This is a genomic window from Streptomyces sp. A0592 (genome assembly GCF_004795115.1).
Classification (GTDB): domain Bacteria; phylum Actinomycetota; class Actinomycetes; order Streptomycetales; family Streptomycetaceae; genus Streptomyces; species Streptomyces erythrochromogenes.
In genome coordinates this window covers 1-24,899 of record NZ_SSBM01000053.1, presented here as the reverse complement: position 1 = coordinate 24,899, position 24,899 = coordinate 1, and the positions used below count along the sequence as shown (strand labels likewise).

The window sequence follows — 24,899 nt, the reverse complement described above, 5'->3', positions numbered from 1 at the left end:
ACGGCACGGTCCGGTCCGGGGCGGGTGGGACGCGATGAGATCCTGCACCGGTGGACCTCAACGACAAGCACTGGCAGACCTGGACACTCAGGTTCCTGGCCCTCCTCGCCGCCGACCTCCCCGAGCAGCAGGCCTGGCTGGGCGAGCGCCGGCTCACCGTGCAAACCGCCGTCGAAGAGGTCGAGTTCGCCTGCCGCATCGTCGAAGGCCTCACCGGCCGCGAGGTCTTCACCCCCGCGCACCTGCACACCCTCCGGGCCATCGCCCGCCGCACCGGCGCCCTCGACGCCACCGCCCGCACGACCCGGTGGGCCGACTCCCTGGCCGACGACCCCGCCTGGGACGAGGCCCGCACCCTCGCCCGCGGCTTCCTCCGCACCCTCCCCGACGACCGGCCCCGGCCCCTGCCGCGCCGCGTCCCCCCGAACCCCGGTGACTGCTGAGCCCGCCCGGTTGACCCTGACCCTGGGGGAGAGGGGAGCGTAGCGGCCATGGAGGAAGAAGCACTGCTCAGCATCGGCGCGTTCGCCCGCCGGGCACGGCTGTCGCACAAGGCCCTGCGGCTCTACGACCGCCACGGCCTGCTGCCGCCCGACCACGTCGACGCCGTCACCGGCTACCGGTACTACCGGGAGGGCCGGCTCGCCGCCGCCCGGCTGATCGTGCGGCTGCGCGGGCTGGACATGCCGCTGGCCGACGTCGGCGCGGTCCTGGCCGCCCCCGCCCCGGAGGCGGCCCGGCTGGTGGCCGCGTACTGGGACGGCGTCGAGCACCGCCACGCGGCGCAGCGCGAGCTGGCGGCGCACCTCCGTATCCACCTGCTCGGAGACGAAGGGACTACGGACATGTACGAGATCCAGGAGCGCGAGGTGCCACAGCAGCTGGTCCTCACCGAACAGCGGCACATCACCCCGGAGGAACTGCCCGACTGGATCCTCGCCGCCCTGGGCCGGCTGGCCCCGGTGGCACAGGCGCACGGGGGCTTCTTCGGCGACCCGTTCGTCGTCTACCACGGGGAGGTGAACGAGGACAGCGACGGCCCCGTGGAGCTCTGCGTCCCGGTGGACCCGGACCGCGCCGGCCGGCTCCCGGCGGCCTCCCGCACCGAACCGGCCCACAGGCAGGCCTACACCCGCCTCACCAAGGCACAGACCGCCTACCCGCAGATCCTCTCCGCCTACGACGCGGTCTACGCGTGGGCGGAGAGCGAGGCCCGCACCACGACGGCGGCGCCCCGCGAGGTCTACTTCGCGGAATGGTCCGAGATCGGCCCGGCCGACCCGGCCTGCGACATCGCCGTCCCCCTGGCCGACTGACCACCCCCCGCACCGGGCCCCGTACGCGGCACGCGGTCCGGTGCGGGGCCCGCCGTACCACCGCCGCGCCGTACCACCGCCGCGCCGTACCACCGCCGCGCCGTACCACCGCCGCGCCGGACCTACGCCGGATCGGCCTGCCGCGCTCCCGCGTCCACCGGCGGCTCCTGCGGGGAGGAACCGGTCCCGGCGCGCCTCCGGGCCCGGCTGCGGTCGCGGTACCAGGCCCCCGCGCCCACCAGCACGGCCGCCCCGACCCCGTACAGGGGGAGCCACAGGGTCGTCGTGGACGCCAGGCAGTCGGCGACGGCCTCCTCCCGACGGCTCTCCTGCGCGTACGCCAGCGCGGCGGCGTCGCTGCCGGCCGGCCCGGCCACCGCCGCCCTGGTGCGGATGACCTCGTACCGGCCGATGCCCTCGCAGCCGCTGCGGGTGCCCGGCATCGGGAACAGTCACTCCCAGCGCTGCAGCACGGGGGCCACCGCGATCGCCGCGCACAGGCCGACGACCAGCGCGTACGCGACCAGCGCGCGCATGTACGCCGTGCGGATGCCGGGCCGCCAGGCCGGCCGTACCTGGAAGGCGAAGACCACCGCGAAGAGCGTCACCCCGATGTACGTGGCGAACCACTGCCAGGAGCCCTGCGCGAGCGCGAACGCCAGCACGGCGGCGAGCCCGATGCCGATGACCCCGGCCTGCCCGGCGGTGTCCTCGCCCGCCCCCGCGGACGCGGGCCCGCGCTCTCGTCGAGGGCTGGGATCGTGCACGGGCCCTCCTGAAGGGTTGGAGGCATCGCCCACCAGCATCCGCCCCGCGCCGGCGCGAGCCCCGGCGCCATGCCGGGGGCGGGCCGACGGGGACCCGGACGGGGGCCCGGACGGGCCCCGGATGGGGGAGCCGCGCCGCCTGTCACGCGCCTGTGACAGTCGGCGGACGGCTTCGTGAAGTCCGGGAGCCAGTCTTTTAACCAGAGAACAAACCGGACATTTCATCCCAAGTTCTCTGGGCCTGATCTTTCTCCCGCCTCTTCTTTGGAGTCATTCTCATGTTCCGTACCACCTCCCGTAAGCAGCGTTTCGCGATGTATGCCGTCTCGGCCGCGATCGTCGGAGGGGGCGTGCTGGTTCCCACCAGCGCTTTCGCCGCCCCGGCAACGGCCGGTACGACCTCGGTCGCTGCCCAGGCGAAGAGCGGTCACGAGAACAAGAGCAAGAAGGAGAAGCGGGACAAGAAGAACGACAAGCACAACAAGGGCAACAAGAAGAACGAGAAGCACGGCAAGGGCAAGAAGAACAAGGTCCGCGACGTGGAGAACATGCCGGGCTGCAAGTTCTACCAGGGCAAGGTCTACTGCGAGCACAAGGCCGACAAGCCCGCCCCGGCCCCCAACCCGGCCCCGAAGCCCGAGCCCAAGCCGGCCCCGAAGCCGGACCCGGTGGTCGTGGACAAGGAGAACCCCGACAAGGTCCAGACCCCCGAGACGAAGCCCGAGCCCAAGCCGGCCCCGAAGCCGGACCCGGTGGTCGTGGACAAGGACAACCCCGACAAGGTCCAGACCCCCGCGTCGGCCCCGCAGACCGCCCCCCAGCAGAGCTGACCCCGGCACGGACCGGGCCCCCGCGCCGCACTCCGCAGCCGACCCGCCCCTGGCGGATCCCACCGGGATCCGACGGGGGCTTCTCCGGCGGCGGCCACCGGGCGGCCCACAGGACACAGCGGGCGGAGCCGGCCGGATTCGAACCGGCGTCCTCACGGTTTTGGAGACCGCGCGCGACGACCTCTGCGCTACGGCCCCGCCCGCCCGGCATCCTAAGCGCACGCGCGCACGCGCCTTCCCGCACGCGCCTTCAGCCCGCGGGCGGGTGCACGGCCAGCCAGTGCCGTGCGATCTTCTCCCGCGTGGCCACCCACGCCCCGCCCCGCCGCGCGACATGCTTCAAGAACCCGTCGAGCGCGCGGATCCGCCCGGGCCGCCCGATGATCCGGCAGTGCAGGCCGACGCTCATCATGCGCGGCCGGTCCGCGCCCTCGGCGCGGAGCGCCTCGAAGGTGTCGACGAGGTAGGCGAGCATGTCGTCGGCGGTCGTGAAACCGTGGACGATCAGGAACTTGAAGTCGTTCGCGTCGAGGCTGTACGGCACCACCAGGTGCGGGCGGCCGCCCGCCTCCACGTAGAACGGCAGGTCGTCGGAGTAGTCGTCGCTGTCATAGAGGAAACCGCCCTCCCCGGCGACCAGCCGCCTGGTGTTCGCGCTGGTCCGGCCGGTGTACCAGCCCACCGGACGGCGCCCGACGAGCCGCCCGATCACCGCGGCCGTGCGCGCGATGTCGGCGCGCTCGACGTCCTCGGGCACGCCCCGGTAGTCGATCCAGCGCCAGCCGTGGCCCGCCACCTCCCAGCCGGCGGCGCCCATCGCGCGCGCCGCGCCGGGGTTGCGCTCCAGGGCCTGCCCCACGGCGTGGACGGTCAGCGGCGCACCGTGCGCCGCCAGCGTGCGGTGGACGCGCCAGAAACCGGCGCGCGAGCCGTAGGCGAACATCGACTCCGCGTTCAGGTCCCGCCCGCCCGCCACGGGCGGCGCACCCACGATCTCGTGGAGGTACCCCTCCGAGGCGCGGTCGCCCTCCAGGACGTTCTGCTCCCCGCCCTCCTCGTAGTTCAGCACGAGGCTGACGGCGACACGGGCGCCCCCGGGCCACGCCGCACGCGGCGGCTCGCAGCCGTACCCGGCGAGATCACGCTGCTCCTCGGACACGGCCCGCACCCTACCGCCGCCACCCCGCCCCGCCGCGCACCCGCGCCCGGCCCGGGAGTGTCCGGTGCTGTGGCCGGAAAGGGCAGACCTTTCCGGCCGCAGCACTAGTACAGCCTGTTCACCGCGGTCCGCAGCGTCTTCTTCCAGGCGGTCACGGGCGGCTCGCCCCAGTAGCTCGACCACAGCACCAGCGTGACGGTGTCCCCGTCGCGGCCCACCCCCCACAGGTAGTTGAAGTGGGGGCGCTCATGGGCGCCGGCATCGAAGGTGTGCATGCCCTGGAGGGTGGCTCCCTCCTCCACGTCCACCACCCCGTGGTCGTAGCCGGTCGCGGTCACCCCGGGCTGCTGCGGCCGCCCCGCGCAGCCGGCGTAGTCGCGCCGGGTCGCCTCCGCGAACGCGGCCGCCTCGGCCTCGGTGGCGAAGACCACCACCTTCTGCTGGGCGAAGGCGGTCTCGGCGGTGGTGAAGTCCCGGTGCCACACGTTCACCTGGGGCCGCCCCTCCGGCCACCCCTCCAGGCACGGGTCGTAGGAGTCGCCCCACCCCCGCGCGATCGGTGCGGCCCGCCACGACTCGGTCGTGGGCAGGTCGGAGATGTACAGGCTCCCCGGCCGCGGCCGCCACTGGTCGGCGCCCGCGGCCGGGCCCGACGCCACCGCGACGGCCAGCACCGCGGCCCCCGCCACGACACAGCCCCCGCGCACCCCCGTACGTACTGCCATGGTCTGCTCCCCCCCGAACGTCTCGGTCACGTGCCCCCAGCCTGAGGCGCCGCCGCCCCGGAACCAGGACCATCCGCCCGCAAACGACCAGAAAACCCACCCGGGTTGACCGAAAACGGCAAACACCCCCAAGGGGATCCCCGCCCTCCGCGCCCGCCCCCTCGGACAGGAGCCTCAGGCCCCCGCGGAAACCCCGTCCCGCACCTCCGCGGAAACCCCGTCCCGCATCCCTTCCCGCGCGCCGGCCGGCTCCTCCAGCCGCCGGGCAGCGGCGTCATGGTCACCGCCCAGCAGTCCGCCCTCGCCCTCGGTGTCGCCGCCCTCGGCAGCCTCTTCCTCGCCCTGGCCCCGGCGGCCGGCCTGCGCGGGGCGGCCGCGGCCACCCTGCTGGTCCAGCTCGCCCTGATCGCCCTGACCGTCCTGCTCGGCCTCCGCCTGCCCCGCATGCGCTGACCGCCCCCCGGGGCCGGCGCGGGTACGGCACCACCCCCGGCCGCCCGGGGGCGGTGCCGTACCCGGCGGCGCAGGCCCGCGCCGCGGCGGGCAGGGAAGACAGCCCCAGGCTGCTCATTTCCTTCGAATCCACCGCAATACGGACATCCGCCCCGGCTCCTCAAAGGGGTACGTCCGGTGACATTCGGTGAGATCCGGGCGCCCCGCTGGTGACCCGCCCCATAGGACTCACGTCACACACGAAGCGCGATAGTAGCCCCCGAAGGCCCCGCTGCAGCCCCTCCCTTCCCGCTCCCACCTGCACGAACACCGTCACGGCCCCGGCAGGGTCGGCGGTCCCCGACTGCGAAGCCCCCTAGTAATGGCGGTCGTTGCCAGGGGGTCGGGGCGTCTGTAGAACTGGATGAGTCGCCGGGCGGCACGGGTCCTCCCCGCCGCCGACGAACCCCTCTCCACCGCGTGAGTGGCTCACGCATGCCCCCGGCATGCCGCGACCGCCCTTGTCCCCTGTGGAAGGTATCTCCGTGTCCAACTCCGTCATCCGCCGCATCGCCGCCTCCAAGAAGGCCCTCGCGGGCACCGTCGTCGCCCTCGGTGTCGCCGGTTCCATGCTCGCCACGGTTCCCGCCCAGGCGGCCCCGACGAGCGCCAAGGCGATCGCCCAGCAGATGATCAAGGACCCGGCGCAGTTCGCGGCCTTCAACAACATCGTTTCCCGCGAGAGCGGCTGGAACCACACCGCCACGAACGCCTCCTCCGGCGCGTACGGCCTGGTCCAGGCCCTGCCGGCCTCGAAGATGTCCTCCGCGGGCGCCGACTGGAAGACCAACCCGGCCACCCAGATCAAGTGGGGCCTGGACTACATGAACGAGCGCTACGGCAGCCCCGTGGGCGCCTGGAACTTCTGGCAGACCCACCACTGGTACTAAGCCACCAGCGGGCAGCCGACGCACACGAAAGACGCCCGGCCGGGACCTCCCGGCCGGGCGTCTTTCGCATACCCGGCCGCGGACCGGCGCGCGCCCTGCCCGACCCGCCGGCGAGCCGCCCCGCACTGCTCGCCCGCGCCGCGGGTGTCCGAACCGTGACGCCGCTCAGCGGGTGAGGACGACGCGTCGGCGGACCCACAGGCCGCCGGTCGCGGCGGTGAGGAGGAAGTCCGCGACATCGGCGCGGCTGATCCGCCCGCCGACGCGTCCCCGGGTTCCGTCCAGCGGGATCGTCTCGTAGGCGCCCGTGGCCGGGCCGTCGGCGAACATCACGGGCAGGGCGATCGTCCAGTCGCGGTCGCTGCCGGCGATGGTCTCGTCGGCGATGCCCTTGTCCGCCATGAGCGTGCCCATCACCAGCCTCGACGCCCCGGCCTGGAAGAGGGACTGGCGCCGGACGGTGCCGCCCGAGCCGAGCGCCGAGAGCCAGACCAGACGCGTCACACCGGCCGCGGCCATCGCCTCCAGCACGGGCCCGGCGGTGCGGGTGGCGAGAGCGGAGCGGTAGTCCTTGCCCGGTCCCAGGGCGCAGATCAGGGCCTGGCTGCCCCGGGCCGCCTCCTCGACGTCCGCCGCGCTGGCGGCGTCGCCGATGACGACGGTGACGCGCGCGTCGTCGCGCTCCGCCAGCCGGGCCGGGTCGCGGACCAGCACGGTGACCCGGTGCCCGGCCGCGAGGGCCTGCCGGAGCACCTGCCGGCCGATGGGACCCGTGGCACCGAGGACGGTGAGTTGCATGATCAGGCCTCCTTGCCGCGCGGCGCGGTAGCGGGACCGCGTTCCGAGAATCCCGCACCGCCCGCCGCGCCGCCCCCCGAGGACCGCGCGTGCTACTGCGCGGGTCGGACGGCGCCGTGCGGGGCGATGGCGAGCATCGCGACATCGTCGTGGAGGTTGCGGGTGTGGCGGGGGAGGTCGGAGTTGAGGAAGTTGATGACGTCGGCGGGCCCGGGGGCGGGGCGGTCCGCGAAGCGGTGGCGCAGCCGGTTCACCAGCGGGTAGAAGTCGCCGTCGGTGTCACGGGCCTCCACCAGCCCGTCCGTGACCAGCAGCAGGATGTCGCCGCGGGTGAACCGGTGGTGCCACACCGCCGGCGCGCCGGTCTCGGCCAGGCCGCCCAGGCCCAGCGGCAGCGCCGGCGGGCCGCTCAGGACCCGCACCTCGCCGCAGGAGATGAGGACCGGCTCGACGTGCCCGTGGTTGGTCACCGTCACCCGGTGGGACAGGCTGTCGTACTCGATGAGCACGGCGGTCGCGAACAGCTCCTCGTCCTGGGTCTCCCGCGCCTCCGCGGCCAGCCGCCGCTCCAGCCGGGCGGCCACCGACGGCAGGTCGTGCGCCTCGTACGCCGCTTCGCGGAAGCTGCCGAGGAGGGCCGCGACCGTGTGGACGGCCTGGAGCCCCTTGCCACGCACATCGCCGATGATGGCGCGCTCCCCGCCCCGGGTGGCGCGGATGTCGAACAGGTCGCCGCCCACCATGGTCCCGGCCTCGCTCGGCCGGTACAGGCTGGCCGCCAGCACGTGCCCGACCTGGTGCGGCACCGGCCGCAGCAGGGCCCGCATCAGGGCCTCGGCGACCGAGTTGGCGTGGACGAGGCTGCGTTCCTGGCGGGTGCGGTGCGCGGCGAGCGCGGTCGAGAGGATGCCGACGACGGCGGTGGCGATGTCGGCGGTGACGTGGTGGGTCTCCCACAGGTGGTAGGAGACGCCGGCGAGGAAGCCCTCCAGGAGGATGGCGAACACGGTGAACGCGGCCACGGCCACCGGGCCGAAGGCGTACGCGGCGATGGGCGGCAGGGCGATCAGGAAGAAGCTCACCGCCCACTCCTGCTGGAGCGTGGCCTCCAGTACGAGAACGAAGGCGACGTAGGCGAACGGCAGCCACCTCATCCAGTCGGGCGGCACGGCGGGTGTGAAGCCGTCCTGGTCCGCGACGACCACGAGCGGCGCGTCCGCACGCCCCGGGCTCACCGCACGCCCCGGGACGCCGGGAGGTGGGGCGCCGCCCACCGACGGGACCTGTGCACACGCGCCTCCTGACACGAGCGTGACCGACCGTCACAGCGTGATCAGGAACCCATGCCGAACCGCCGATTACGCCGACAGCGGCATGTTGGCCACCCCGCCCCACGGGGCGAGCAGCTCCGCGACGAGCACGGCCACCTCGTGCTGCGCTCGCCGCAGCAGTTCAAGGCCCTGGGCCACCCGGTGCGTCACCGCATGGTCAACGTCCTGCGCGAGGCGGGCCTGGTCCGCCTCGCCGAGACCCGCCGGGTACGCGGCGGCACCGAGCAGTACTTCGCCCTGGTCAGCAAGGGCTTCACACTCCACCAGGACGCGGCGGTCGGCCCGGAGTTCCTGATCAACGCAGCCCTCGGCGAGATGCTGCCGAGCCCGCCCGGCCAGGCCTCGCACACCGTCCTGCGCCACCTCTGGCTCACCGATGCCGAGGCGCAGGCCCTGGAGAGGCGGCTGCGCACGATGGTCGACGAGCCGCACCCGACGGTCCCCGCGCGCGGCGAGCCGTACGGACTGCTGGTCAGCCTCTTCCGCGCCGACGTCCCCAACCTCCCGCCCGACGACGCCGCCGCCCCCGCCGGCTCCGCTTCCTCCTGAGGCGTTCCGTCCGCGCCGCCGCGGACGGAACGCCGGTCACACCCGCACGCCCGCCTGCGCCGGCCCGGGGACCGGGCCCGCCGCCATCGCGCGGGCCATCCGGCCGGAGGAGCGCACGGCCTCGGCGACGAAGGCACCGCGGCCCACCCCGCAGGCCCGCAGCGCCGGGCCGTGGTCCACCGCGACCAGCGCCGCGGCACCGGCCAGCAGCCCGCGCCACCCGGCCGTCGCCACCCGCCGGGCGGGCCGGGGCATTGCGGCGAGGCCCTCCCGCAGGCGCAGGCAGTGGAAGGGGACGTGCCGCTCCTCGTCCGCGAGGATCCGGCCCGCGACCTCGCGGACCAGCGGGTCGCCGGCGCCGTCGCGCAGGGCCCGGTAGTACCCCAGGGCCACCACCTCGGCGACCATCAGCACCAGCAGCTCCACCCGCAGCCCGAGCAGCCGCCGCACCCGGACGAAGGCCGCGTCGCTCCAGTGCCCGTCCAGGGTGCCGGCCCCGCCGGCCTCCAGCAGCAGCCCCAGCATCCGCGCATGGTTCTGCTCCTCGGCGATAAAGAGCCGGACCGCCTCGGAGTAGACCGGATCACCCGCGAGATCGGCCTTGCCGCAGAGCGCGGAGCCGTCGCCGTCCTCGCCGACCTGGAACTTCTGGATGCTGCGGACGAGTTCGGCCGTCAGCTGCGCGCCCTTGCCCCAGTCGGGGTCGCCCACAACCGCCCGGCGCTCCCGCTCGGACTCGAACTCGCGCACCCACGCCCCGTACCCAGTTTTGATCATGTTCAAGAATCTAGCGACTGTTGAGCATGTTCAAAAGCTTTGGAGTGTCATGGCTGCGTAACAGGGGGCGGGTTCAGCGGGCGCTGCCGATGTTGCGGTCCGCGTCGGAGCCGCTGAGCATCAGGGTGGTCTCCTCGATGCGGTGGAAGCGGCCGTCCGCGGCGAGTTCGGCGAAGACGTAGACCTCCATGGTGACGGTGGTGCCGTCGTTCTTGGTGATGTGGCAGGTGTGCCGGTCGGCGTACTTGTCGCCGTCGTACAGCTCGTCGTGGACCTCGACCGTGCCGCCGGCGACGATGCCGCGCAGGTGGCCGATGTGGTCGAGGAACTCGGCGCGGTCGGCCCACTCGCCGTCCGTGCGCTGGCGGTATCCGGGGGTGAAGTGGCGCTCGGCGGCCTCCTCCGGGGTGATGTCGCGGTTGAACAGCAGGTCGTTGAGGGCGGCTTCGATTCCGGTGCGGGCGATGTTCATCAGGCTTGCGCTCCTTAAGCACAGATCTGTGCGTACGGCAGGACTGTAGACCCCTCGGACGCCAATAAGCAAATAGTTGTGCTTACGATGTGGGGGTGACCTCGAAACCACCCGCCCCACGCATCCGCAAGAGCTCCGAACAGGTCCGCGAGGCCGTCCACCAGGCGGTCGTCGACCTGCTGTCCGACCCCGACGCCGGCGACCTCACCATCCCCGCGATCGCACAGCGCGCCGGGGTGAACCACACCAGCGTCTACCGGCGTTGGGGCAGCCGGGAGGCACTCCTGGCCGACGTGGTCGTCACCCGCCTCGAACGGGACTGGCCACTGGCCGACACCGGCACCCTGCGCGGCGACCTGACGGCCTGGGCCGAAGCCGGCGTCGCCTCCATCCGCACCCCCGAAGGCCGGCTCCTCATCCGCGCCGTCGCCCTGTCGATGCCGGCCGGCGCCGCGGCACAGGAGGGCCGCGCCCTGCAGCTCGGCCGCCGCATCGACGCGATCGAGCGCATCCGCGAGCGCGCCGCCGCCCGCGGCGAGGACCCCCCGCCCCTCGACCGGATCCTCGACCAGCTCATCGCCCCGCTCTACCTGCGGGCCATCTTCGGCATCGACCCGCCGGCCACCGGCTACCCGCAACTCCTCGTGGAGCGACTCCTCGGCGACACGGGCAAGGCGGGCAAGGCGGGCAAGGCCGGGGAGGCGGCAACGGCCTGAGGACGAGGCCCGCCGCCCGGCCCCCGCCCGCCCGCAGGGCCGGCCCGCCGGCCGGCGGCCGACGGGCTCACTGGCTGCTGCGGATCTCGTCGATCCGCTCCGCCAGAGCCTGCGTCTCCACGACCAGCCTCGCGCGCGCCTTCTTCTGCTCCCCGTCACCCTCGGCCTTGAACCCCGGGCTGAAGTGCGGCTGGAGCTGGGTCCACCAGCCGTAGTCCAGCATCGCCCACGCCTGCGGGCACAAAGGGGCCCGGGTCTTGGGAAGATCACCGCTGTCGACCACGGACCGCTGGTACTTCTTCGGGTCGCTGCCGTACAGGTAGCACAGGAAGTTGTAGGCCCGCTGCTGGGTGATGGGATGGTCGCTCGACATGGCCTCCAGGGTCGGCGTGCCTTCCTTGCGGGCGATCTCGTCGAAGAGGACCGCGGCGGCCAGCGACGGCCCCGGCCCGACCTCGTTGACGGTGTAGAAGGACGCGAAGCCGTCGGCGGCGTCCTCCTCGAGGCCGAGGTTGGCCAGCTGCAACTGGCGCTGCAGCGCATGCCCCATCTCGTGGCCGAAGATGAACTCCGTCGACAGCACCGTCAGGACATCGGTGTTGTACTGCGACGCCGCCAACGCCGCGGGCCGCTCGACGCTCTTCACGACATCGGCGAAGGACTTCTCGATCTCGGCCAGGAACGGCGGCGGGACGAAGATCGTCCTGCCGTCGGGCTGGGTGACGGCGTCGGTGACGCCGCGCGGCACGTCGGCGGTGACCTTCACGACCAGGTCGTGCGGGAGGGTGAGCGTCCGGCTCACCCAGTCGGCCGACCGCTCCAGCACCCCGGACTTCCGGATCAGCGCCACGACCTGCCGGTCCTGCGGTGCGACCGTGGCGGTCTCGTAGACGACGCTGACCCGGCCCGAGCGCGCCGCCTGCGGATGCGGCCCCGCCCCCGGAACCTGCCCGCCGCCACGGGCCCCGCCGCCGCACCCGGCCACGACCACCCCGGCGAGGGCGAGCACACCCGACAGCACGACGACGCGCGTCCTCCTCGAACAACCGGCGGTGTTCGGCATCCCAGCTCCGCTCCCGTGATCCGCCCCGTCGCATGTCCCCGCACCGATCCTCCGGCCGCCCGGAGGCAGCTGCCCGTCGAGCCGCCCGTTCGGGGGAGCGCCCGCCCCCACGCCTCCCGCCGTGCCCCTCGACGACACCACGGGGCAAGAGCACGCCGTTCGGCCCATCAAGAGCGCCGGCCGCAACGCCGAAGAACACCAGGCCGAGTCATCACCCCACCCCACCCCCGCACCGAACGGCCGCCCCGGCCGGCAGGAGATCCCGTATGCGCGCCTTCCCACCCCTGGCCGCTGCCGCCACCGCCGCCGCACTCCTGCTCACCACGGTCACCGCCGCGACCCCCGCGACCGCAGACCGCAACCCCGGCCCCGGCCCCGACGGCGCACCCCTGGTCAGGGTGTCCCACGGCGACCCGTACGCGGACTGCACCATCGGCGCCAGGTCCCCCGACAGCGTCGTCCACCCGGGCACCGAGGTCGAGCCGTACCTGTCCGTCGACCCCAACGACCCCCGGCGCGTGGTCACCGTGTACCAGCAGGACCGCTGGAACGACGGCGCCGCCCGCGGCCTGGTCGCCTCCTGGACCACGGACGGCCGCACCTTCCACCGCAGCACGCTGCCGTTCAGCCTCTGCGCCCCGGGCGGCGCCGACTACGAACGGGCCACCGACCCCTGGGTGAGCACCGGACCCGACGGCACCGTCTACGCCAGTGGGGAAGGCGTCGACTTCACCCGGAGCACCCGCAGCGCCCTCCTGGCCGCCACCTCCCGCGACGGCGGCCGCACCTGGCACCACCTCACCACCACGCACGTCGACGAGCAGCCGTTCTTCAACGACAAGCCCTCCCTCACCGCCGACCCGCTCCGCAAGGGCACCGCCTACCAGGTCTGGAACCGCCTGGACAACGACCCGCCCGGCCCGAGCTCCCTCGACGGCCCCGGCTACATCTCCCTCACCCGCGACGGCGGCCGCACCTGGAGCAAGGCCCGGCCGTTCGTCGACACCGCCGCCGTGCCCAACACCCAGACCATCGGCCACGTCATCGTCGTCGACCCCCGCACCGGCACCCTCCACGACTTCTTCGACCGGATCACCTACTCCGACGACCTGAGCACCGTCACCGAAGCCCACTACGCGATGGTCACCTCCACCGACGCCGGCCGGACCTGGAGCGCCCCGACCACCGTCGCCCGGGACACCTCCGTACCGGAGGTCCACCCCAACGACCCCGCCAAGGCGCTGCGCGCCGGATCCACCCTGCCCAGCCCGGCCGTCGACCCGAGGACCGGAACGCTCTACATGGCCTACGAAGGCTCGGACTTCTCCGGCGGCGACTTCGACTCCGTCCAGCTCGTACGCTCCACCGACGGCGGACGCACCTGGGGCAGCCCCGAGCTGATCAGCCCGCCGGGCGTGCCGGCCTTCTCCCCGTCGATCGCGGTCGACGAACGGGGCACCGTCGCCCTCACCTACTACGACCTGCGCTTCCTGCGGCCCGGCGACACCACCACCCTGCCCACCGCCCACCAGCTGGCCACACTGCCGCACGGCGACCCGGAACGGCAGAGCGAACGCCGGATCTCACGGGTCTTCGACTGGCTGCAGGCCCCCTACGCCGGGGGCTACTTCCTCGGCGACTACCAGGGCCTGGCCGTGGACGGCAAGGGAGTGCGGGCGGTCCTGACCGAGACCCACTCCGACGCACCCCGCAACCGTACGGACGTGTACACCACCACCCTGCGCACCCACTGACCGGGCGGCGGGCGCGGCCCCCGCCGCACCCGCACCTGCGGCAGCCGGCCGCCGCGGGGCTCTACTCCGCTCGGTGGCCGGTGACGGCTTCCCGGCCCATCGCGCGGGTCACGGCGACGCGGACATCCCGGCCGGCGGCGAAGTCGCTCTCGATGGCCCGGCCGAGTACGCCCTCCGGCAGCGCGACGCCGTCCCTGGTCTCTCCCGAGGACCCGACCAGGAGCGAGAGGTACCCGTCGTCGATACCGGCCAGCACGTACTCGGTGTGGACGACCACCGGTACCTCCACGTCGTGGGCGCAGGGGTGCATGTCCTCGTGCCTGTCGCCGGTGAAGACGTCGATCCCCGTGAGGTTCACCTCGGTCCGGCCGTGCTGACCCGACTTCGAGATCGAGACGTCGGTGAGCCTGCAGGGAAAGCCGTCCATGAGCACATGGCCGTTCCTGCGCAGGGTCCCTGCCCGCACCGGGAACGTGTCGCTCCCACTCGCTTCCGCGGACGGTTCGAAGTCGAGGTCCACGTCGCTCATGCTGCCTCCTGTTGCGAAGGTTTCCGCTGGTCGAGCCGCAGTAGACCACCTCCCGCCACGCGAAGCACCGACCGTTCCCCGACGGGGCGCGCGTACGGCCCAACACCGCGGCCACGCCCCCGCTCGGCGCCCCCCGGCACCCCGCCCCACCGACGCGTACTTCGCCGGCGTCGCGGACCACGACGCGACCGCCCCGGCCTCCCACCTGCTGGAGGACGGGGCCCGGCTGGAGCAGTTCGCGCGGGCGGCCCCGTGGGACGCGTTCTGCTTCGTCGGCGAGGGCGGGGAGGAACGCCCCGTGGTGTACGTGAGCCTCGACGGCGAAGCCGGACCGCTCGCGCTCGGGCCCCGCTCCGAGGCGGCGGTCCCCGGTCAGGGTGACGGGCAGGCGGCCGTCCGAGAGCGCCACCGCCACGTCCGAGCCGCGGGCCGCCGCCTCCGTGAGGGCGACGGGGGCGGTGTGGTCCAGGAGGAAGACGAAGTGCTGGGCCATGCGCGGCCGTTTCCGAGCACGGCACTTGCCGCAGGACCGGGCGGTCAACGGCTCCGCAGAGCCGGGAGGGCGACGGGGTGGCCCCACTCCCTCGTCCCGCTCGCGGCGGTGAGCGATGCGGCGGGCGCCGCTTCGGGTGCGGGCACGGCGACGGGGGCGGCGATCGCGGCGGCGACGGCGAGGACGGCGGTGGCGCGCAGGGTCCACTTCAGCACGGTGGGGCTCCGATTCCGGCGTGTGACGGCAGGTGCCCCGATCCTCGCCACCCGCCCGGTGCCCGGGCATCGTCCGAAGGTCGTGGGCGCCTCCCCCGCGCGGGGGAGGCGCCCACGACCTGCCGGTCAGCGGCCGGTCGCGGCGTTCTGCCTGACCGCGGCCAGGGCGTCCCTGACCTCCTGGACCACGCGGGCCGCGTCGTCGGGGTTGTGCACGACATCCGTGTGGTTCATGTCGACGACGAGGACCTCACTGGCCGAGTAGTGCAGGTTCACCCAGTCGTCGTAGCCCGACCACAGGGTGCGGTAGTACTCGATGAGGCTCGCGTCCTGTTCGAAGTCGCGGCCCCGCAGGCCGATCCGGTGCAGCACCGTCTCGAAGTCCGCCTTGAGGTAGACCATGAGGTCGGGGGCCTTGCGGTACGGCAGGCCGTCGATCTCGCGCATCATCTCGCCCAACAGGCCCTCGTACACCTGCATCTCGAGGGAGCTGATCCGGCCCAGGTCGTGGTTGACCTTGGCGAAGTACCAGTCCTCGTAGATGGACCGGTCCAGGACGTTGTCGCCCTGCTTGTACGCCTCCTTGATCGAGGCGAACCGGGTCTGCAGGAAGTAGAGCTGGAGCAGGAAGGGGTAGCGCCTCGCCTGGATCTCCTCGGGGCTCGCCGTGTAGAAGAGCGGAAGGATCGGATTGTCGTCGACGCTCTCGTAGAAGACGTCGCTGCCCAGTTCCTTGGCGAGCAGTTCGGCCACACTCGTCTTGCCGATCCCGATCATGCCTCCGACGCAGATCACTGCCATACCTCACTTCTCCCCGGCGGTCTTCACTGTGCGTGGGCGTGCGGGCTGGGCATCTCACACCACTGAGACGCACGCCGACGGCACGCGATTCCCCGGGAGCTTCATGATCAGTGTCAGACGGTCCCCGTCCGGACCGGTACCGGAACCCCTGACACGGGCCGCTCTCATCGACCGGCCGGCCTGGCCCTTCCGCGGTCGCCGCACACTGCGACGAGCCCCGGCCCCGCGGCCAGCTTGAATCTTAGATGACGATTCACCCGCCCCGACCAGCCCTTCGGCACCGCCCGGATCACCCCCGCCGGCCCGGACGGAGCCACGCTCCCGGGACCGGGCCCGGCAGCCGGACAGGAGGCCATCTCCTTCACGCACGGCATCTGCGCGGCCCCGCCGAGGAACGGACACCGCCGCCCGGCTGCTGGCCGGGGAACTCGCCGACCACACGGCCCGGGAGGACGGGGACCGTGGGGTGATCGCCGCCCCGCCCGAGCGCACGGAGCCCGCACGTGTGACGGTGCGCCCGGGCCGTCGCGGAGCTGCTTGGGCACGGCAGGAGGCCCTGGTCCGCGAACTGCTCGTGACCGGTCGTGAACCCGTTGGGGAACTCGTCCGGCGGTTCGTTCTGCGGATCACGGCGGAGGCCCCCCCCCGCGGCGGCCCGGTGCAGTACCTCCCCGGGCGGGCACCGCACAGGTACGGCCGGGGCTCCCGTCGGTACGGGCGTACGAGGGCTACGAGGCGTACGGGCGGGTGCGCTCCGGCTGCGGGGGAGCGGGGCATCAGGCGGGCCGGGGCGTGCCCGCCCACACCGCGGGCCTGCGGTCCGCCCAGGGGGCGGCCTTCTCCAGTTGCGCGGCGAGCCGGAACAGCAGGTCCTCGCGTCCGTAGCCGGCGGCGAACTGGACGCCGATCGGCAGGCCGGTGGCCGGGTCGCAGCCGAGCGGCACCGACATCGCGGGCGTCCCGGCGACGTTGAACGCGGCGGTGAACGGCGAGCGGTGGAAGAGGTGCTCCAGCCAGCCCAGCCCGTCGGCGTTCTCCGCGCCCCGGCCGTAGGTGCCCAGCGGCACCGGTATCTCCGGGAGGGTGGGCGTCAGCAGCAGGTCCCGGGCCCCGAACTGGGCGCCGACCGCGCGGGCGACCCGGTTGCGCACCTCGAGGGCGTGCACGAAATCCGGGCCGCTCACCGTGCGGCCCCACGCGTAGCTGGCGAGCATCTCGGGCTCGACGGTGGACCCGTCCACGGGCCGGCCGGACGCCGCGGCGAGGCCGTCCATCCACCGCACCAGGTTCGCGGACCACAGGCGGGCGTTGGCCAGGACGAACTCCTCCCAGTCCACGCCGAGATCCACCGAGGCGGCCTCGACCCGGTGGCCGAGTGATTCCAGCAGCCGGGCCGCGGCCAGGGTGGCCGCACGCACGGCCGGCTCCACCTCCCGCCCGCTCCAGGGGGTGGTGACCAGGCCGACGCGCAGGCGCCCCGGGTCCCGGGTGATCTCTTCGAGGTACGGGCGGTGCGGGCGCTCGGCGAAGTAGGGGTCGCCGGCCTCCGGGCCCTGGATCAGGTCCAGGAGGGCCGCGCTGTCGCGCACGGTCCGGCTGAGCCCGCCGTGCACGGCCAGGCCGTTGAAGACCTCGTCGGCGTCCGGGCCCAGGGAGACGCGGCCGCGGGTGGGCTTCAGGCCGAACAGCCCCGTACTGGCGGCCGGCACCCGGATCGACCCGGCCGCGTCGGTGGCGTGCGCGAGGGGGGTGATGCCGGCGGCGACGGCCGCGGCCGACCCGCCGCTGGAGCCGCCGGGGGTCCGGGTGAGGTCCCAGGGGTTGCGGGTGGCGCCGTACAGGACCGGCTCGGTGGTGGTGCTGTAGGCGAATTCGGGCGTGGCCGTGCGGCCCAGCGTCACCAGGCCGGCCCGGCGCAGGCGCCGCATCAGGAAGGAGTCCTGCCCGGCCACGTTGCCGGCGGCCAGCCGGCTGCCCAGCTCGACGCGCTTGCCCCGCATGGACACGGCCAGGTCCTTGATGAGGAACGGCACACCCGCGAGCGGCGTACTGCCCGGGGCCGGGGCGTCCTCGGCGGGCCAGCTCTCCACCACCGCGTTGATCCGCGGGTTCACGGCGGCCGTCGCCGCCTGGGCCGCGGCGGTGAGCTCGGCCGCGGTCACCTCGCCCCGGGCCACCAGCCCGGCCAGTCCCACGGCGTCGTACTGGGTGTATTCGTGCAGCTCCACGGCGCTCCACCTGCGTTCCCGATCGGTCCTGTGCGATACCGATCGGTATCGCTTGGGGGTGATCGGTAACGTAGCATGATCCGAAGGGCCATCCGGAAGGTGATCCGGCAGACCGGTCCGGCAGGCCGGTCCGGAAGACACCGGCCCACGCGATCCGAAGCGAGGCACACGATGACGAGCAGCCCCCCCAGGCCGGGCCGGGACTCGCGGGTCGCCCGCCTCCCCCCGCGCGAACGCATCCTCGACGCCGCCGAGGAACTCTTCCTCCGCGAGGGCGTCAGAGCCGTCGGCGTCCAGGCCATCGCCGAACGGGCCGACACCACGAAGATGGCCCTCTACCGCCACTTCGCCACCAAGGACGCCCTCATCGAGGAGTGGCTCAGGATCGTCGCGGCGGGCTACCGGGCCGCCTTCGACCGGGTGGAGGCCGAGCACCCCGACGACGGCCGGGCCCAGGTGCTGGGCGTGGCACGCTTCATCGCCGAAGGCCTCCCGGACATCGCCCGGCGGGGCTGCCCCTTCGTGAACTCCATCGCCGGCCTGCCCGACCCCGGCCACCCGGCCCGCCGGCTGATCGAGACCCACAAGGCCGACCAGCGCCGCCGCCTCACCGCCATGTGCGAACGGGCCCGCGCACACGCACCCGACGACGCCTCCGCGGAGATCACCTTCCTCCTGGAGGGCGCCCAGATCAGCGCACAGAACGCCAGCGTCGACCGCGCCGGCGACCGGCTCATGGCCGCGGTCACGGCCGTCCTGGACAGAGCGACCGCCCCGCGCACGGAACCCACCCGAAGGCCCGGCCGGTGAACCACCGGCAGCCGAGCGGGAAACCCCGCCCGCCAAGGCGGGGAGGATGTCACTGACAGGCGGCCCCCGGAATGTGCGGCCATCGGGGCACCGTTCCAGCAGGTGACGTTTGATGGCGTCCTCTGAAGACAACGAAAGGACAACCCGTCATGAGCAGGACCGAGCAGAAGGCATGGCTGGCCGGCGGCTGTTTCTGGGGCATGCAGGACCTCATCCGCAGGCTCCCCGGGGTGTTGAGCACGAGGGTCGGATACAGCGGCGGCGGCACCCCCCACCCCACCTACCGCGACCACGGCACCCATGCGGAGTCGATCGAGATCGTCTTCGATCCCGCCGCCACCGACTACCGCACCATCCTGGAGTACTTCTTCCAGATCCATGACCCGACCACGAAGAACCGCCAGGGCAACGACATCGGCACCAGCTACCGCTCCGCCGTCTTCTACCTGGACGAAGAGCAGCGGCGCATCGCCCAGGAGACCATCGCCGACGTGGAGGTGTCCGGCCTGTGGCCCGGAACCGTCGTGACCGAGGTGGTCCCCGCCGACGAGTTCTGGGAAGCCGAACCGGAGCACCAGGACTACCTCGCCCGCTATCCCGACGGCTACACCTGCCACTTCCCCCGCCCCCACTGGAAACTCCCCAAGCGGGCCTAGGAATCGCCGCCGGCCGGCGGCGAAGCCGTCAGCCGGCGCGCCGGTCGTCGACCCGCAGCTCCAGATGCGGCCAGGCCGCGGCGAGGCGCGAAACGTCGACGGCTGCCGGCGCGGTCACCGCACCCAGCGACTCGTCCGGCCGGAAACGGACCAGCGTGCCGGTCGTGCCGTCGGCCTCGACGGGCTCAAGGCCGGTGACGGGGACACCATGTTCGTAGCGCTGGGTCCAGGCCCCGCTCCGGCGGCGGTTGGTGTGGACGAGCCACTCGCTGAGCGCCGCGACCACGGACATGCCGCGCCGAGGACGGCCGTCGGGCAGCGCCTCGGCCTGCGGCAAGTCGAAGAACCGCAGGTCCTTCGTGGCCATGACCGGCTTCTTCACCGTCCGGCCGTGCTCGTCCACCCGGGTGTCGGTGCCCCGCCCGTCATCACGAACGGACACGGAGCCGTCGGGATGGAGGACGACGGCGCAGCGCCCCCCGCCCTGCCCCGACGCCTCGTCGGCGGCATAGGCGAGCACCTCCAGGACGAGGTGCCAGGGCCCGTCCGGAGCGAACTCCGCGCGCCTGCACCGGATGTGCGCCAGATGTTCCACATCGACGGCGTCGGCCCAGTCGTGCGTCGTGTTGGCCCAGGAAGCCCTCGATCCGTCCATCGGGCAAGTATCCCGTCCGGCGCCGAAGCACGTGCGGCCGCCCTCCGGCTGACGACCCCTCTCCGCCCCCCGCCGCCGCGACGGCCCGCCCGCACCGCCGTACGAGCTCTGAGCGGGCTTCCTCGCGAAGTCCCGCAGGCTCAATGTTCCGGCCGACGTCGGTCCTGGCCGCCGGCGCGGTCACGGCCGGCTGCTTCCTGCATCCACAGCACCTTCCCGGACATCTGGACCCCGTGACCCCGCCCGCGGGTGGCGCAGGCCCGGCAACAGGATGATGATCGGGAGAGGAAGCGCTCACCCCTGCCGCCGAGCCCGGAAGGGGAGGAGAGCCCTCGAGCGGCTCCGACCGGCAGGGAGCGGATCGCCAGATCCCCGGACGAGGGACGGGCAGCGACACACATGGAATGGGGACGGTGGGACAGCGGGGCAGCCCCCCTGGGCGAGGCCGTCCTCGCCGCCCTGTTCACCCGGGCACAGACCCCGATGTACCTCCTGGACACCCAGCTGCGGGTCACGTACGCCAATACGGCCGCGCAGGACACGCACCGCCCCTCCGGCGAGTCCCCGGCCGGCCGCTACCTGTGGGACCTGCTCCCGGACGCCGAAACCGGCCGCCTGCGCGATGCGCTCGGCCAGGTCCTGAAGACCGGCACCCCACAGCTCGGCGTACTCCTGCAAGGCCGCACCGCCGGCCCCGAGCACCGGCCGCACGTCCTCTCCCTCGACCTGCACCGCCTGCAGGACCCCGAGGGCCGGATCCTGGGCATCGCCGCCGCCGTCACCGACGGCACCGAAGAACACCGGGCCCGCAGCCGGCAGGCACTGCTGCACCAGGCGGCCGGCAGCATCGGCACCACCCTGGACGTCCTGCGCACCGCCCAGGAACTGGCCGACCTGACCGTGCCCGCGCTCGCCGACGGCGTCGCCGTGGACGTCCTGGACTCGGTACTGCGCGGTCAGGCCCCGCCCTCCGGACCCCTCCTGGACAGCCTGCCGCTACGGCGAGCCGCCTACAGCGCCCGGCCCGGCGGGGAGGACATCGCGATCCACCAGGTCGGGGAAGTCAGCGCCTTCGCCAGCAACACCCCCTACACCGCCTGCCTGGCCGACCTGCGACCCCGCCTGGTGACCGACATCCAGCACGACCCGGCGTGGCTGGCACGCGAACCCGAACGCCGACGCCGGTTCCTCGCAAGCGGCGTCCACTCGCTGCTCCTGGTCCCGCTGGCCGCCCGCGGCGTCGTCCTCGGACTGGCCGTCTTCCTGCGCTGGCACACCCCCGACCCCTTCGACCGCCAGGACCTGGACCTGGCCGCCGACCTGTCCGCCCGGACCGCGCTGTGCCTGGACAACGCCCGCCTCTACAACCGCGAACGGTCCGTCGCCCGCCTCCTGCAGCTCGACCTGCGCCCTCCCGAGGTGGCCGCCCACATCGCCGTGGACACCGCCCACACCTACCGCCCGACCGGCCCCGGCGCCGACTGGTTCGACGTCATCCCCCTCTCCAGTGCCCGCGTCGCGCTCGCCGTGGGCGACATCCCCGCACCGGGCCTGCAGTCCGCCGCGCGCGTGGGGGAGCTGCGGGTCGCCCTCACCGCCCTGTCGGCGATGGACCTGCCCCCCGACGAAGTCCTCGAACGACTCCACGCGCTGACCGTCCGCTTCCGCGCCGAACTCCCGCCGCAGGAACCCCATCGGCCCGTCAGCTGCCTGTACGCCGTCTACGACCCCGTCACCGGCCGCTGCACCGCGGCCAGTTCCGGACACCCACCGCCGGCCATCCTGTGGCCCGACGGCACCGTGTCGTTCGCCGAGATCCCCGCCGGGCCCATCCTCGGCCGCGGCAGCGGCCAGTACCAGGCCGCCGAGCTCCAACTGCCCGAAGGCGCCACCCTGGCCCTCTACAACACCGGGCTCCTGGACACCGCCGGTCAGGACACGACGGCCGCACAGCAGAGCCGGCTGGGCCGGGCCCTCGCCTCCGGCACCGGCACCCTGCAGGACCGGTGCGACGCCGTCCACTACGCCATGGCCCCGCGCGACACCGACCACGACGTGGTCCTGCTCCTCGCCCGCACCCGCCTCCTCGGCCCCGACCGGGCCGCGGCATGGACCTGGCCCAACGACGCCTCCACCATCGCCGACGCCCGCAGCGCCGTCCGCCGCACCCTCGACGCCTGGGGCCTGCACCACCTGGGGGACAGCACCGCCCTGATCGCCAGCGAACTCGCCACCAACGCCGTCCGGTACACCTCCACCCCCTTCCAACTCCGCCTGATCCGCACCGAGTACACACTGACCTGCGAAGTCATCGACGACAACAGCACCTCTCCCCAACTGCGCCACGCCGACTACACCGACGAAGGCGGCCGAGGCCTGTTCATCACCTCCCAGCTCACCGAGAACTGGGGCGTGCGCCCCGCCCGCCGCGGCAAAGCCATCTGGGCCGAACAGGCACTGCACCCCGACTGACGGCGGATTCAGACCGAGGGAGGCACCCCGGCACCAGCACCGGCACCAGCACCAGCCCCGGTTCCGGCTCCGGCCGCGGCGGAGGACGGCCCGCCGGCGCGGACCCGCTGCCGCCGGAAGGCCGGGACGGCCAGCAGCCCGAAGCCGAGCACCGCCGCCAGGAGATGGCCGACCGTGGTGAAGTCCGGCAGCGGCCCGTTCCACTCCAGCCCGCCCAGAGGCCACCCGAGCACGAACACCGCCCAGGGCAGGCGGCCCCGGCGCGGCAGCGCGAGCGTGCCGACCGCCAGCACCGTCTGCGCGCCGTAACTGACCCCGTAGTCCAAGGCCCCCCGCACCGCCGCCGGATACCAGCCGTACCGCAGCCCGACGCCGATGACGGCGGCGGTCAGCAGCGTGGCCGCGACATGCCCGCCGAGGAACACCGCCACCGCGCGCCGCTTCCCCCACCGCGACTCCGCCCACGCCAGGAAGCAGCAGACCCCGAGACCCAAGGTGATCAGGGTGCCCACGAAGTCCGTCGACGCGACGTCCGTGAGCGTCCCGTCGAAGAACAGCGCGCTGCCCACCAGCGCCGGCAGCGGATGATCCCGCAGGTTGTCCGGGTTGGTGCTGAGGTACCCCAGCACGGAGGCCGCCCGGTCCGCGGACACCCAGCCGATCCAGGCGTGGCCGGCCAGGAGCAGGCCGACGTAGGCGAGGGTCAGCGGCGCACGGCGCGGATACCCCCGCACGGCGCGGAGCGCTCTGCCGAGGGGCCCCGACGGTGGCGATGAGTTCATCCGCGGCGTTCTCCGGTCCGGTCGAGTCGAAGGCGGGGGACCCCTCGGCCGGCACCTCGCCGCGGCCGGTCCCCGGCCACCCCCTCAAGGTGATGCGGTTTCCCGCGCCCGGGTTCCGGCCGATCCGCAGCGACGCGGGCGGGCCCCTCGGGAGCACCACTGACGGCTACTCAAAAGCCCAGGTGAGAAGGGGTTTCCCCGAAGTTTCCCGTTTCCCGTTGCAGTGGGCGACCCGCGCCTCCTCGACACACACGGCCGCCGGGGAACAGTCTCGAAGTGCCCGACAGGGACACCACGACGAGCACGACGCCCCGCGGCACACCGCGCGGCGGAAACGGGGGACCGGACATGGCGATGCGCACGACAGCGGTGGCGGCGGCCACGGCGCTCACCCTCCTGACCGCAGGGGCAGCAGCCCACAGCGCCGGCGCGGCCACCGCCGCCGCGGCACCGACGGCAGCGGCGGCGGGGGAGTGCCGTGTACTCGCCCCCGGCGCCTCCGCAGTGGCCGAGAAGGCCGTGGCAGCGGCCTGCGAACAGATCGGCGTCTGGTACACCTGGGGCGGCGGCCACGGACCACAACCGGGCCCCACCTACGGCCAGGTCGACCCCAGCGACCCCGACAGCGCACACGACCCCGAGCGCCTCGGCTTCGACTGCTCGGGACTGGTCCGCCACGCCTACCACCGCGCGGCCGGCGGCGACCCGCTGACCGGCAACGCCCACCACCAGTTCCACTCGCCGCACGTGCAGCAGCGCTTCACCGCCCGGCAGGGGACCGCACCCCTGCTCCCGGGGGACCTGCTGGCCTGGGGCTCGGGCCCCGTCCACCACATCGCGATCTACCTGGGCGCGGGCAAGATGGTCGAGGCCCGCGAATCGGGCACCCGGATCACCGTCAGCGACGTACGCCTCGGCGGCGACTACGCCGGCGCGGTCCGCGTCGCACCGCCCGCGCAGGCACCCGGCACGTTCAGCACCTGGGGCACGGACGTGTGGACCCACACGGAGCCGTCCACCACCAGCCCGCGGGTCCACAAGTTCCCCGGCCCCACCACGGTGCGCATCGACTGCCAGAAGCACGCCGAACCCGTGACCGCCGAGGGCTACACCAACGACGCCTGGTCCTACCTGCCCGAGTACGGGGCGTGGATCACCAACATCTACATCAAGGGCCCCGCCTGGCTGGACGGCGTACGCACCTGCCCCTGACCACGCACACCGCACGCCACCCACCGCACACCATCACCCGGCTCCCGGAGGGGGCCGCTTCGAGGAGGAACCATGTCCGCACGCAACAAGATCGTCCTGGGTCTCGCCGCCGCCGCACTGGCGGCCGGCATGACCACCGTGACCGGGCCCGCCGCGGCCACGCCCGCCACCGGCAAGAGCGCGGCCGCCGAATGCGGGGTGCGCGCCGACGGCAGGCTGTGGTGCGGCAACCGGGTCGGCGCCAAGGGCTACGAGCACCGCCGCTACAACTCCGCGGTGCGCGGACCGCTGAACACCAGCCCCAGCTGGTTCCAGTGCTGGGGCCGCGGTGACCAGCACGCCGGCGGCAACAACGTCTGGTACTGGACCCAGCTGGACAACGGCCAGTGGGGCAACGTCGCCGCCGT

Annotated in this window: 27 protein-coding genes, 1 tRNA gene and 2 pseudogenes; 14 read left to right on the top strand and 16 right to left on the bottom strand. The window is 73.5% G+C overall.

Annotation, left to right across the window (positions count from 1 at the left end):
• The first annotated feature begins 50 nt into the window (after positions 1-50).
• Positions 51-443, top strand: coding sequence for a hypothetical protein (locus tag E6U81_RS36505; RefSeq protein ID WP_136234302.1), 393 nt, complete (start codon positions 51-53; stop codon positions 441-443).
• A 48-nt stretch (positions 444-491) separates the two neighbouring features.
• On the top strand, positions 492-1,316 hold the full coding sequence (locus E6U81_RS36500) for a MerR family transcriptional regulator (protein WP_136234301.1): 825 nt from the start codon (positions 492-494) through the stop codon (positions 1,314-1,316).
• Positions 1,317-1,438: 122 nt separating this feature from the next.
• On the opposite strand, the gene E6U81_RS41470 is transcribed toward E6U81_RS36500, so the two are convergent.
• A complete protein-coding gene (locus E6U81_RS41470; protein ID WP_240804229.1) occupies positions 1,439-1,759 on the bottom strand; it encodes a hypothetical protein in 321 nt (106 codons plus the stop codon).
• Positions 1,760-1,768: 9 nt separating this feature from the next.
• Positions 1,769-2,083, bottom strand: a complete 315-nt coding sequence (locus tag E6U81_RS41465) for a hypothetical protein (RefSeq protein WP_240804228.1) — start codon at positions 2,081-2,083, stop codon at positions 1,769-1,771.
• A gap of 278 nt (positions 2,084-2,361) precedes the next feature.
• On the opposite strand from E6U81_RS41465, the gene E6U81_RS40280 reads away from it, so the two are divergent.
• A complete protein-coding gene (locus E6U81_RS40280; RefSeq protein ID WP_168714844.1) occupies positions 2,362-2,913 on the top strand; it encodes a hypothetical protein in 552 nt (183 codons plus the stop codon).
• Positions 2,914-3,036: 123 nt separating this feature from the next.
• Here E6U81_RS40280 and E6U81_RS36485 read toward each other — a convergent pair.
• The 3 genes from E6U81_RS36485 to E6U81_RS36475 all read right to left on the bottom strand — a co-directional run bounded on the left by E6U81_RS36485 (position 3,037) and on the right by E6U81_RS36475 (position 4,797).
• Positions 3,037-3,111 (bottom strand) — tRNA-Trp (locus E6U81_RS36485).
• Positions 3,112-3,163: 52 nt separating this feature from the next.
• The gene (puuE, locus tag E6U81_RS36480; RefSeq protein WP_136234299.1) at positions 3,164-4,072 is read right to left on the bottom strand and encodes an allantoinase PuuE; all 909 of its coding nucleotides are present in this window, start codon (positions 4,070-4,072) and stop codon (positions 3,164-3,166) included.
• Between the two features lie 104 nt (positions 4,073-4,176).
• Positions 4,177-4,797 (bottom strand): hypothetical protein, encoded by a 621-nt coding sequence (locus E6U81_RS36475; protein WP_136234298.1) that lies wholly within the window; start codon positions 4,795-4,797, stop codon positions 4,177-4,179.
• A 264-nt stretch (positions 4,798-5,061) separates the two neighbouring features.
• On the opposite strand from E6U81_RS36475, the pseudogene E6U81_RS36470 reads away from it, so the two are divergent.
• Both E6U81_RS36470 and E6U81_RS36465 read left to right on the top strand, forming a co-directional pair.
• Positions 5,062-5,250 (top strand): annotated as a pseudogene (locus E6U81_RS36470) (MFS transporter); the annotation flags it as partial.
• Positions 5,251-5,774: 524 nt separating this feature from the next.
• Positions 5,775-6,179: a transglycosylase SLT domain-containing protein gene (locus E6U81_RS36465; RefSeq protein WP_240804227.1), complete on the top strand. Its 405-nt coding sequence runs from the start codon at positions 5,775-5,777 to the stop codon at positions 6,177-6,179.
• A gap of 165 nt (positions 6,180-6,344) precedes the next feature.
• Here E6U81_RS36465 and E6U81_RS36460 read toward each other — a convergent pair whose 3' ends face one another.
• Both E6U81_RS36460 and E6U81_RS36455 read right to left on the bottom strand, forming a co-directional pair.
• The gene (locus E6U81_RS36460; RefSeq protein WP_136234296.1) at positions 6,345-6,977 is read right to left on the bottom strand and encodes an NAD(P)H-binding protein; all 633 of its coding nucleotides are present in this window, start codon (positions 6,975-6,977) and stop codon (positions 6,345-6,347) included.
• A gap of 92 nt (positions 6,978-7,069) precedes the next feature.
• Positions 7,070-8,212 (bottom strand): PP2C family protein-serine/threonine phosphatase, encoded by a 1,143-nt coding sequence (locus E6U81_RS36455; protein WP_240804226.1) that lies wholly within the window; start codon positions 8,210-8,212, stop codon positions 7,070-7,072.
• A 108-nt stretch (positions 8,213-8,320) separates the two neighbouring features.
• Here E6U81_RS36455 and E6U81_RS36450 point away from each other — a divergent pair, with 108 nt between their 5' ends.
• A complete protein-coding gene (locus E6U81_RS36450) occupies positions 8,321-8,857 on the top strand; it encodes a hypothetical protein (protein ID WP_136234295.1) in 537 nt (178 codons plus the stop codon).
• A 36-nt stretch (positions 8,858-8,893) separates the two neighbouring features.
• Here E6U81_RS36450 and E6U81_RS36445 read toward each other — a convergent pair whose 3' ends face one another.
• On the bottom strand, positions 8,894-9,634 hold the full coding sequence (locus E6U81_RS36445; protein ID WP_206310112.1) for a ferritin-like domain-containing protein: 741 nt from the start codon (positions 9,632-9,634) through the stop codon (positions 8,894-8,896).
• Positions 9,635-9,707: 73 nt separating this feature from the next.
• A complete protein-coding gene (locus E6U81_RS36440) occupies positions 9,708-10,100 on the bottom strand; it encodes a nuclear transport factor 2 family protein (protein ID WP_136234307.1) in 393 nt (130 codons plus the stop codon).
• 101 nt (positions 10,101-10,201) lie between these two features.
• Between E6U81_RS36440 and E6U81_RS36435 the strand changes: the two genes are divergently transcribed.
• On the top strand, positions 10,202-10,822 hold the full coding sequence (locus E6U81_RS36435) for a TetR/AcrR family transcriptional regulator (RefSeq protein ID WP_240804225.1): 621 nt from the start codon (positions 10,202-10,204) through the stop codon (positions 10,820-10,822).
• Positions 10,823-10,889: 67 nt separating this feature from the next.
• On the opposite strand, the gene E6U81_RS36430 is transcribed toward E6U81_RS36435, so the two are convergent.
• A complete protein-coding gene (locus tag E6U81_RS36430) occupies positions 10,890-11,885 on the bottom strand; it encodes a DUF4344 domain-containing metallopeptidase (RefSeq protein ID WP_240804224.1) in 996 nt (331 codons plus the stop codon).
• Between the two features lie 266 nt (positions 11,886-12,151).
• Here E6U81_RS36430 and E6U81_RS36425 point away from each other — a divergent pair, with 266 nt between their 5' ends.
• Positions 12,152-13,639, top strand: coding sequence for a neuraminidase (sialidase) (locus E6U81_RS36425; RefSeq protein WP_136234292.1), 1,488 nt, complete (start codon positions 12,152-12,154; stop codon positions 13,637-13,639).
• A 61-nt stretch (positions 13,640-13,700) separates the two neighbouring features.
• Here the strand turns inward: E6U81_RS36425 and eif5A are convergent, their stop codons facing one another.
• Positions 13,701-14,168, bottom strand: coding sequence for a translation initiation factor IF-5A (gene eif5A, locus E6U81_RS36420; RefSeq protein ID WP_136234291.1), 468 nt, complete (start codon positions 14,166-14,168; stop codon positions 13,701-13,703).
• A gap of 154 nt (positions 14,169-14,322) precedes the next feature.
• Here eif5A and E6U81_RS41460 point away from each other — a divergent pair.
• Positions 14,323-14,514, top strand: a pseudogene (locus E6U81_RS41460) (hypothetical protein); the annotation flags it as partial.
• A gap of 191 nt (positions 14,515-14,705) precedes the next feature.
• On the opposite strand, the gene E6U81_RS40275 reads toward E6U81_RS41460, so the two are convergent.
• The 3 genes from E6U81_RS40275 to E6U81_RS36405 form a co-directional block, all read right to left on the bottom strand.
• Positions 14,706-14,876, bottom strand: a complete 171-nt coding sequence (locus tag E6U81_RS40275) for a hypothetical protein (RefSeq protein WP_168714843.1) — start codon at positions 14,874-14,876, stop codon at positions 14,706-14,708.
• A 126-nt stretch (positions 14,877-15,002) separates the two neighbouring features.
• Positions 15,003-15,677, bottom strand: a complete 675-nt coding sequence (locus tag E6U81_RS36410) for a deoxynucleoside kinase (RefSeq protein ID WP_136234290.1) — start codon at positions 15,675-15,677, stop codon at positions 15,003-15,005.
• A 776-nt stretch (positions 15,678-16,453) separates the two neighbouring features.
• Positions 16,454-17,905 carry an amidase gene (locus E6U81_RS36405; RefSeq protein WP_136234289.1) on the bottom strand — a complete coding sequence of 484 codons (1,452 nt, stop codon included), beginning with the start codon at positions 17,903-17,905 and terminating at the stop codon, positions 16,454-16,456.
• A gap of 171 nt (positions 17,906-18,076) precedes the next feature.
• On the opposite strand from E6U81_RS36405, the gene E6U81_RS36400 reads away from it, so the two are divergent.
• Together E6U81_RS36400 and msrA are read left to right on the top strand one after the other, a co-directional pair.
• Positions 18,077-18,715 (top strand): TetR/AcrR family transcriptional regulator, encoded by a 639-nt coding sequence (locus E6U81_RS36400; RefSeq protein ID WP_136234288.1) that lies wholly within the window; start codon positions 18,077-18,079, stop codon positions 18,713-18,715.
• A gap of 149 nt (positions 18,716-18,864) precedes the next feature.
• Positions 18,865-19,371 (top strand): peptide-methionine (S)-S-oxide reductase MsrA, encoded by a 507-nt coding sequence (msrA, locus tag E6U81_RS36395; protein ID WP_136234287.1) that lies wholly within the window; start codon positions 18,865-18,867, stop codon positions 19,369-19,371.
• Positions 19,372-19,399: 28 nt separating this feature from the next.
• Here msrA and E6U81_RS36390 read toward each other — a convergent pair whose 3' ends face one another.
• Positions 19,400-20,026, bottom strand: coding sequence for an ATP-binding protein (locus E6U81_RS36390; RefSeq protein WP_136234286.1), 627 nt, complete (start codon positions 20,024-20,026; stop codon positions 19,400-19,402).
• A gap of 399 nt (positions 20,027-20,425) precedes the next feature.
• Between E6U81_RS36390 and E6U81_RS36385 the strand changes: the two genes are divergently transcribed.
• Positions 20,426-22,498: a SpoIIE family protein phosphatase gene (locus E6U81_RS36385; RefSeq protein WP_136234285.1), complete on the top strand. Its 2,073-nt coding sequence runs from the start codon at positions 20,426-20,428 to the stop codon at positions 22,496-22,498.
• A gap of 8 nt (positions 22,499-22,506) precedes the next feature.
• Here E6U81_RS36385 and E6U81_RS36380 read toward each other — a convergent pair whose 3' ends face one another.
• Complete coding sequence (locus tag E6U81_RS36380; RefSeq protein WP_206310111.1) at positions 22,507-23,280, bottom strand: rhomboid-like protein; 774 nt, start codon at positions 23,278-23,280, stop codon at positions 22,507-22,509.
• 348 nt (positions 23,281-23,628) lie between these two features.
• Here E6U81_RS36380 and E6U81_RS36375 point away from each other — a divergent pair, with 348 nt between their 5' ends.
• Both E6U81_RS36375 and E6U81_RS36370 read left to right on the top strand, forming a co-directional pair.
• Positions 23,629-24,492, top strand: coding sequence for an NlpC/P60 family protein (locus E6U81_RS36375; protein WP_136234284.1), 864 nt, complete (start codon positions 23,629-23,631; stop codon positions 24,490-24,492).
• Between the two features lie 72 nt (positions 24,493-24,564).
• On the top strand, positions 24,565-24,899 hold a 335-nt coding region (locus E6U81_RS36370), incomplete at its 3' end, for a hypothetical protein (RefSeq protein ID WP_136234283.1).

Excerpts from the sequence above, each read along its gene's own strand:
- E6U81_RS36500 (WP_136234301.1), top strand. The coding sequence starts at position 492 with ATGGAGGAAGAAGCACTGCTCAGCATCGGCGCGTTCGCCCGCCGGGCA.
- E6U81_RS41470 (WP_240804229.1), bottom strand. The coding sequence starts at position 1,759 with ATGCCGGGCACCCGCAGCGGCTGCGAGGGCATCGGCCGGTACGAGGTC.
- E6U81_RS40280 (WP_168714844.1), top strand. The coding sequence starts at position 2,362 with ATGTTCCGTACCACCTCCCGTAAGCAGCGTTTCGCGATGTATGCCGTC.
- E6U81_RS36475 (WP_136234298.1), bottom strand. The coding sequence starts at position 4,797 with ATGGCAGTACGTACGGGGGTGCGCGGGGGCTGTGTCGTGGCGGGGGCC.
- E6U81_RS36460 (WP_136234296.1), bottom strand. The coding sequence starts at position 6,977 with ATGCAACTCACCGTCCTCGGTGCCACGGGTCCCATCGGCCGGCAGGTG.
- E6U81_RS36450 (WP_136234295.1), top strand. The coding sequence starts at position 8,321 with ATGCCGAACCGCCGATTACGCCGACAGCGGCATGTTGGCCACCCCGCC.
- E6U81_RS36445 (WP_206310112.1), bottom strand. The coding sequence starts at position 9,634 with ATGATCAAAACTGGGTACGGGGCGTGGGTGCGCGAGTTCGAGTCCGAG.
- E6U81_RS36430 (WP_240804224.1), bottom strand. The coding sequence starts at position 11,885 with ATGCCGAACACCGCCGGTTGTTCGAGGAGGACGCGCGTCGTCGTGCTG.
- E6U81_RS36425 (WP_136234292.1), top strand. The coding sequence starts at position 12,152 with ATGCGCGCCTTCCCACCCCTGGCCGCTGCCGCCACCGCCGCCGCACTC.
- eif5A (WP_136234291.1), bottom strand. The coding sequence starts at position 14,168 with ATGAGCGACGTGGACCTCGACTTCGAACCGTCCGCGGAAGCGAGTGGG.
- E6U81_RS36410 (WP_136234290.1), bottom strand. The coding sequence starts at position 15,677 with ATGGCAGTGATCTGCGTCGGAGGCATGATCGGGATCGGCAAGACGAGT.
- E6U81_RS36400 (WP_136234288.1), top strand. The coding sequence starts at position 18,077 with ATGACGAGCAGCCCCCCCAGGCCGGGCCGGGACTCGCGGGTCGCCCGC.
- msrA (WP_136234287.1), top strand. The coding sequence starts at position 18,865 with ATGAGCAGGACCGAGCAGAAGGCATGGCTGGCCGGCGGCTGTTTCTGG.
- E6U81_RS36390 (WP_136234286.1), bottom strand. The coding sequence starts at position 20,026 with ATGGACGGATCGAGGGCTTCCTGGGCCAACACGACGCACGACTGGGCC.
- E6U81_RS36385 (WP_136234285.1), top strand. The coding sequence starts at position 20,426 with ATGGAATGGGGACGGTGGGACAGCGGGGCAGCCCCCCTGGGCGAGGCC.
- E6U81_RS36380 (WP_206310111.1), bottom strand. The coding sequence starts at position 23,280 with ATGAACTCATCGCCACCGTCGGGGCCCCTCGGCAGAGCGCTCCGCGCC.
- E6U81_RS36375 (WP_136234284.1), top strand. The coding sequence starts at position 23,629 with ATGGCGATGCGCACGACAGCGGTGGCGGCGGCCACGGCGCTCACCCTC.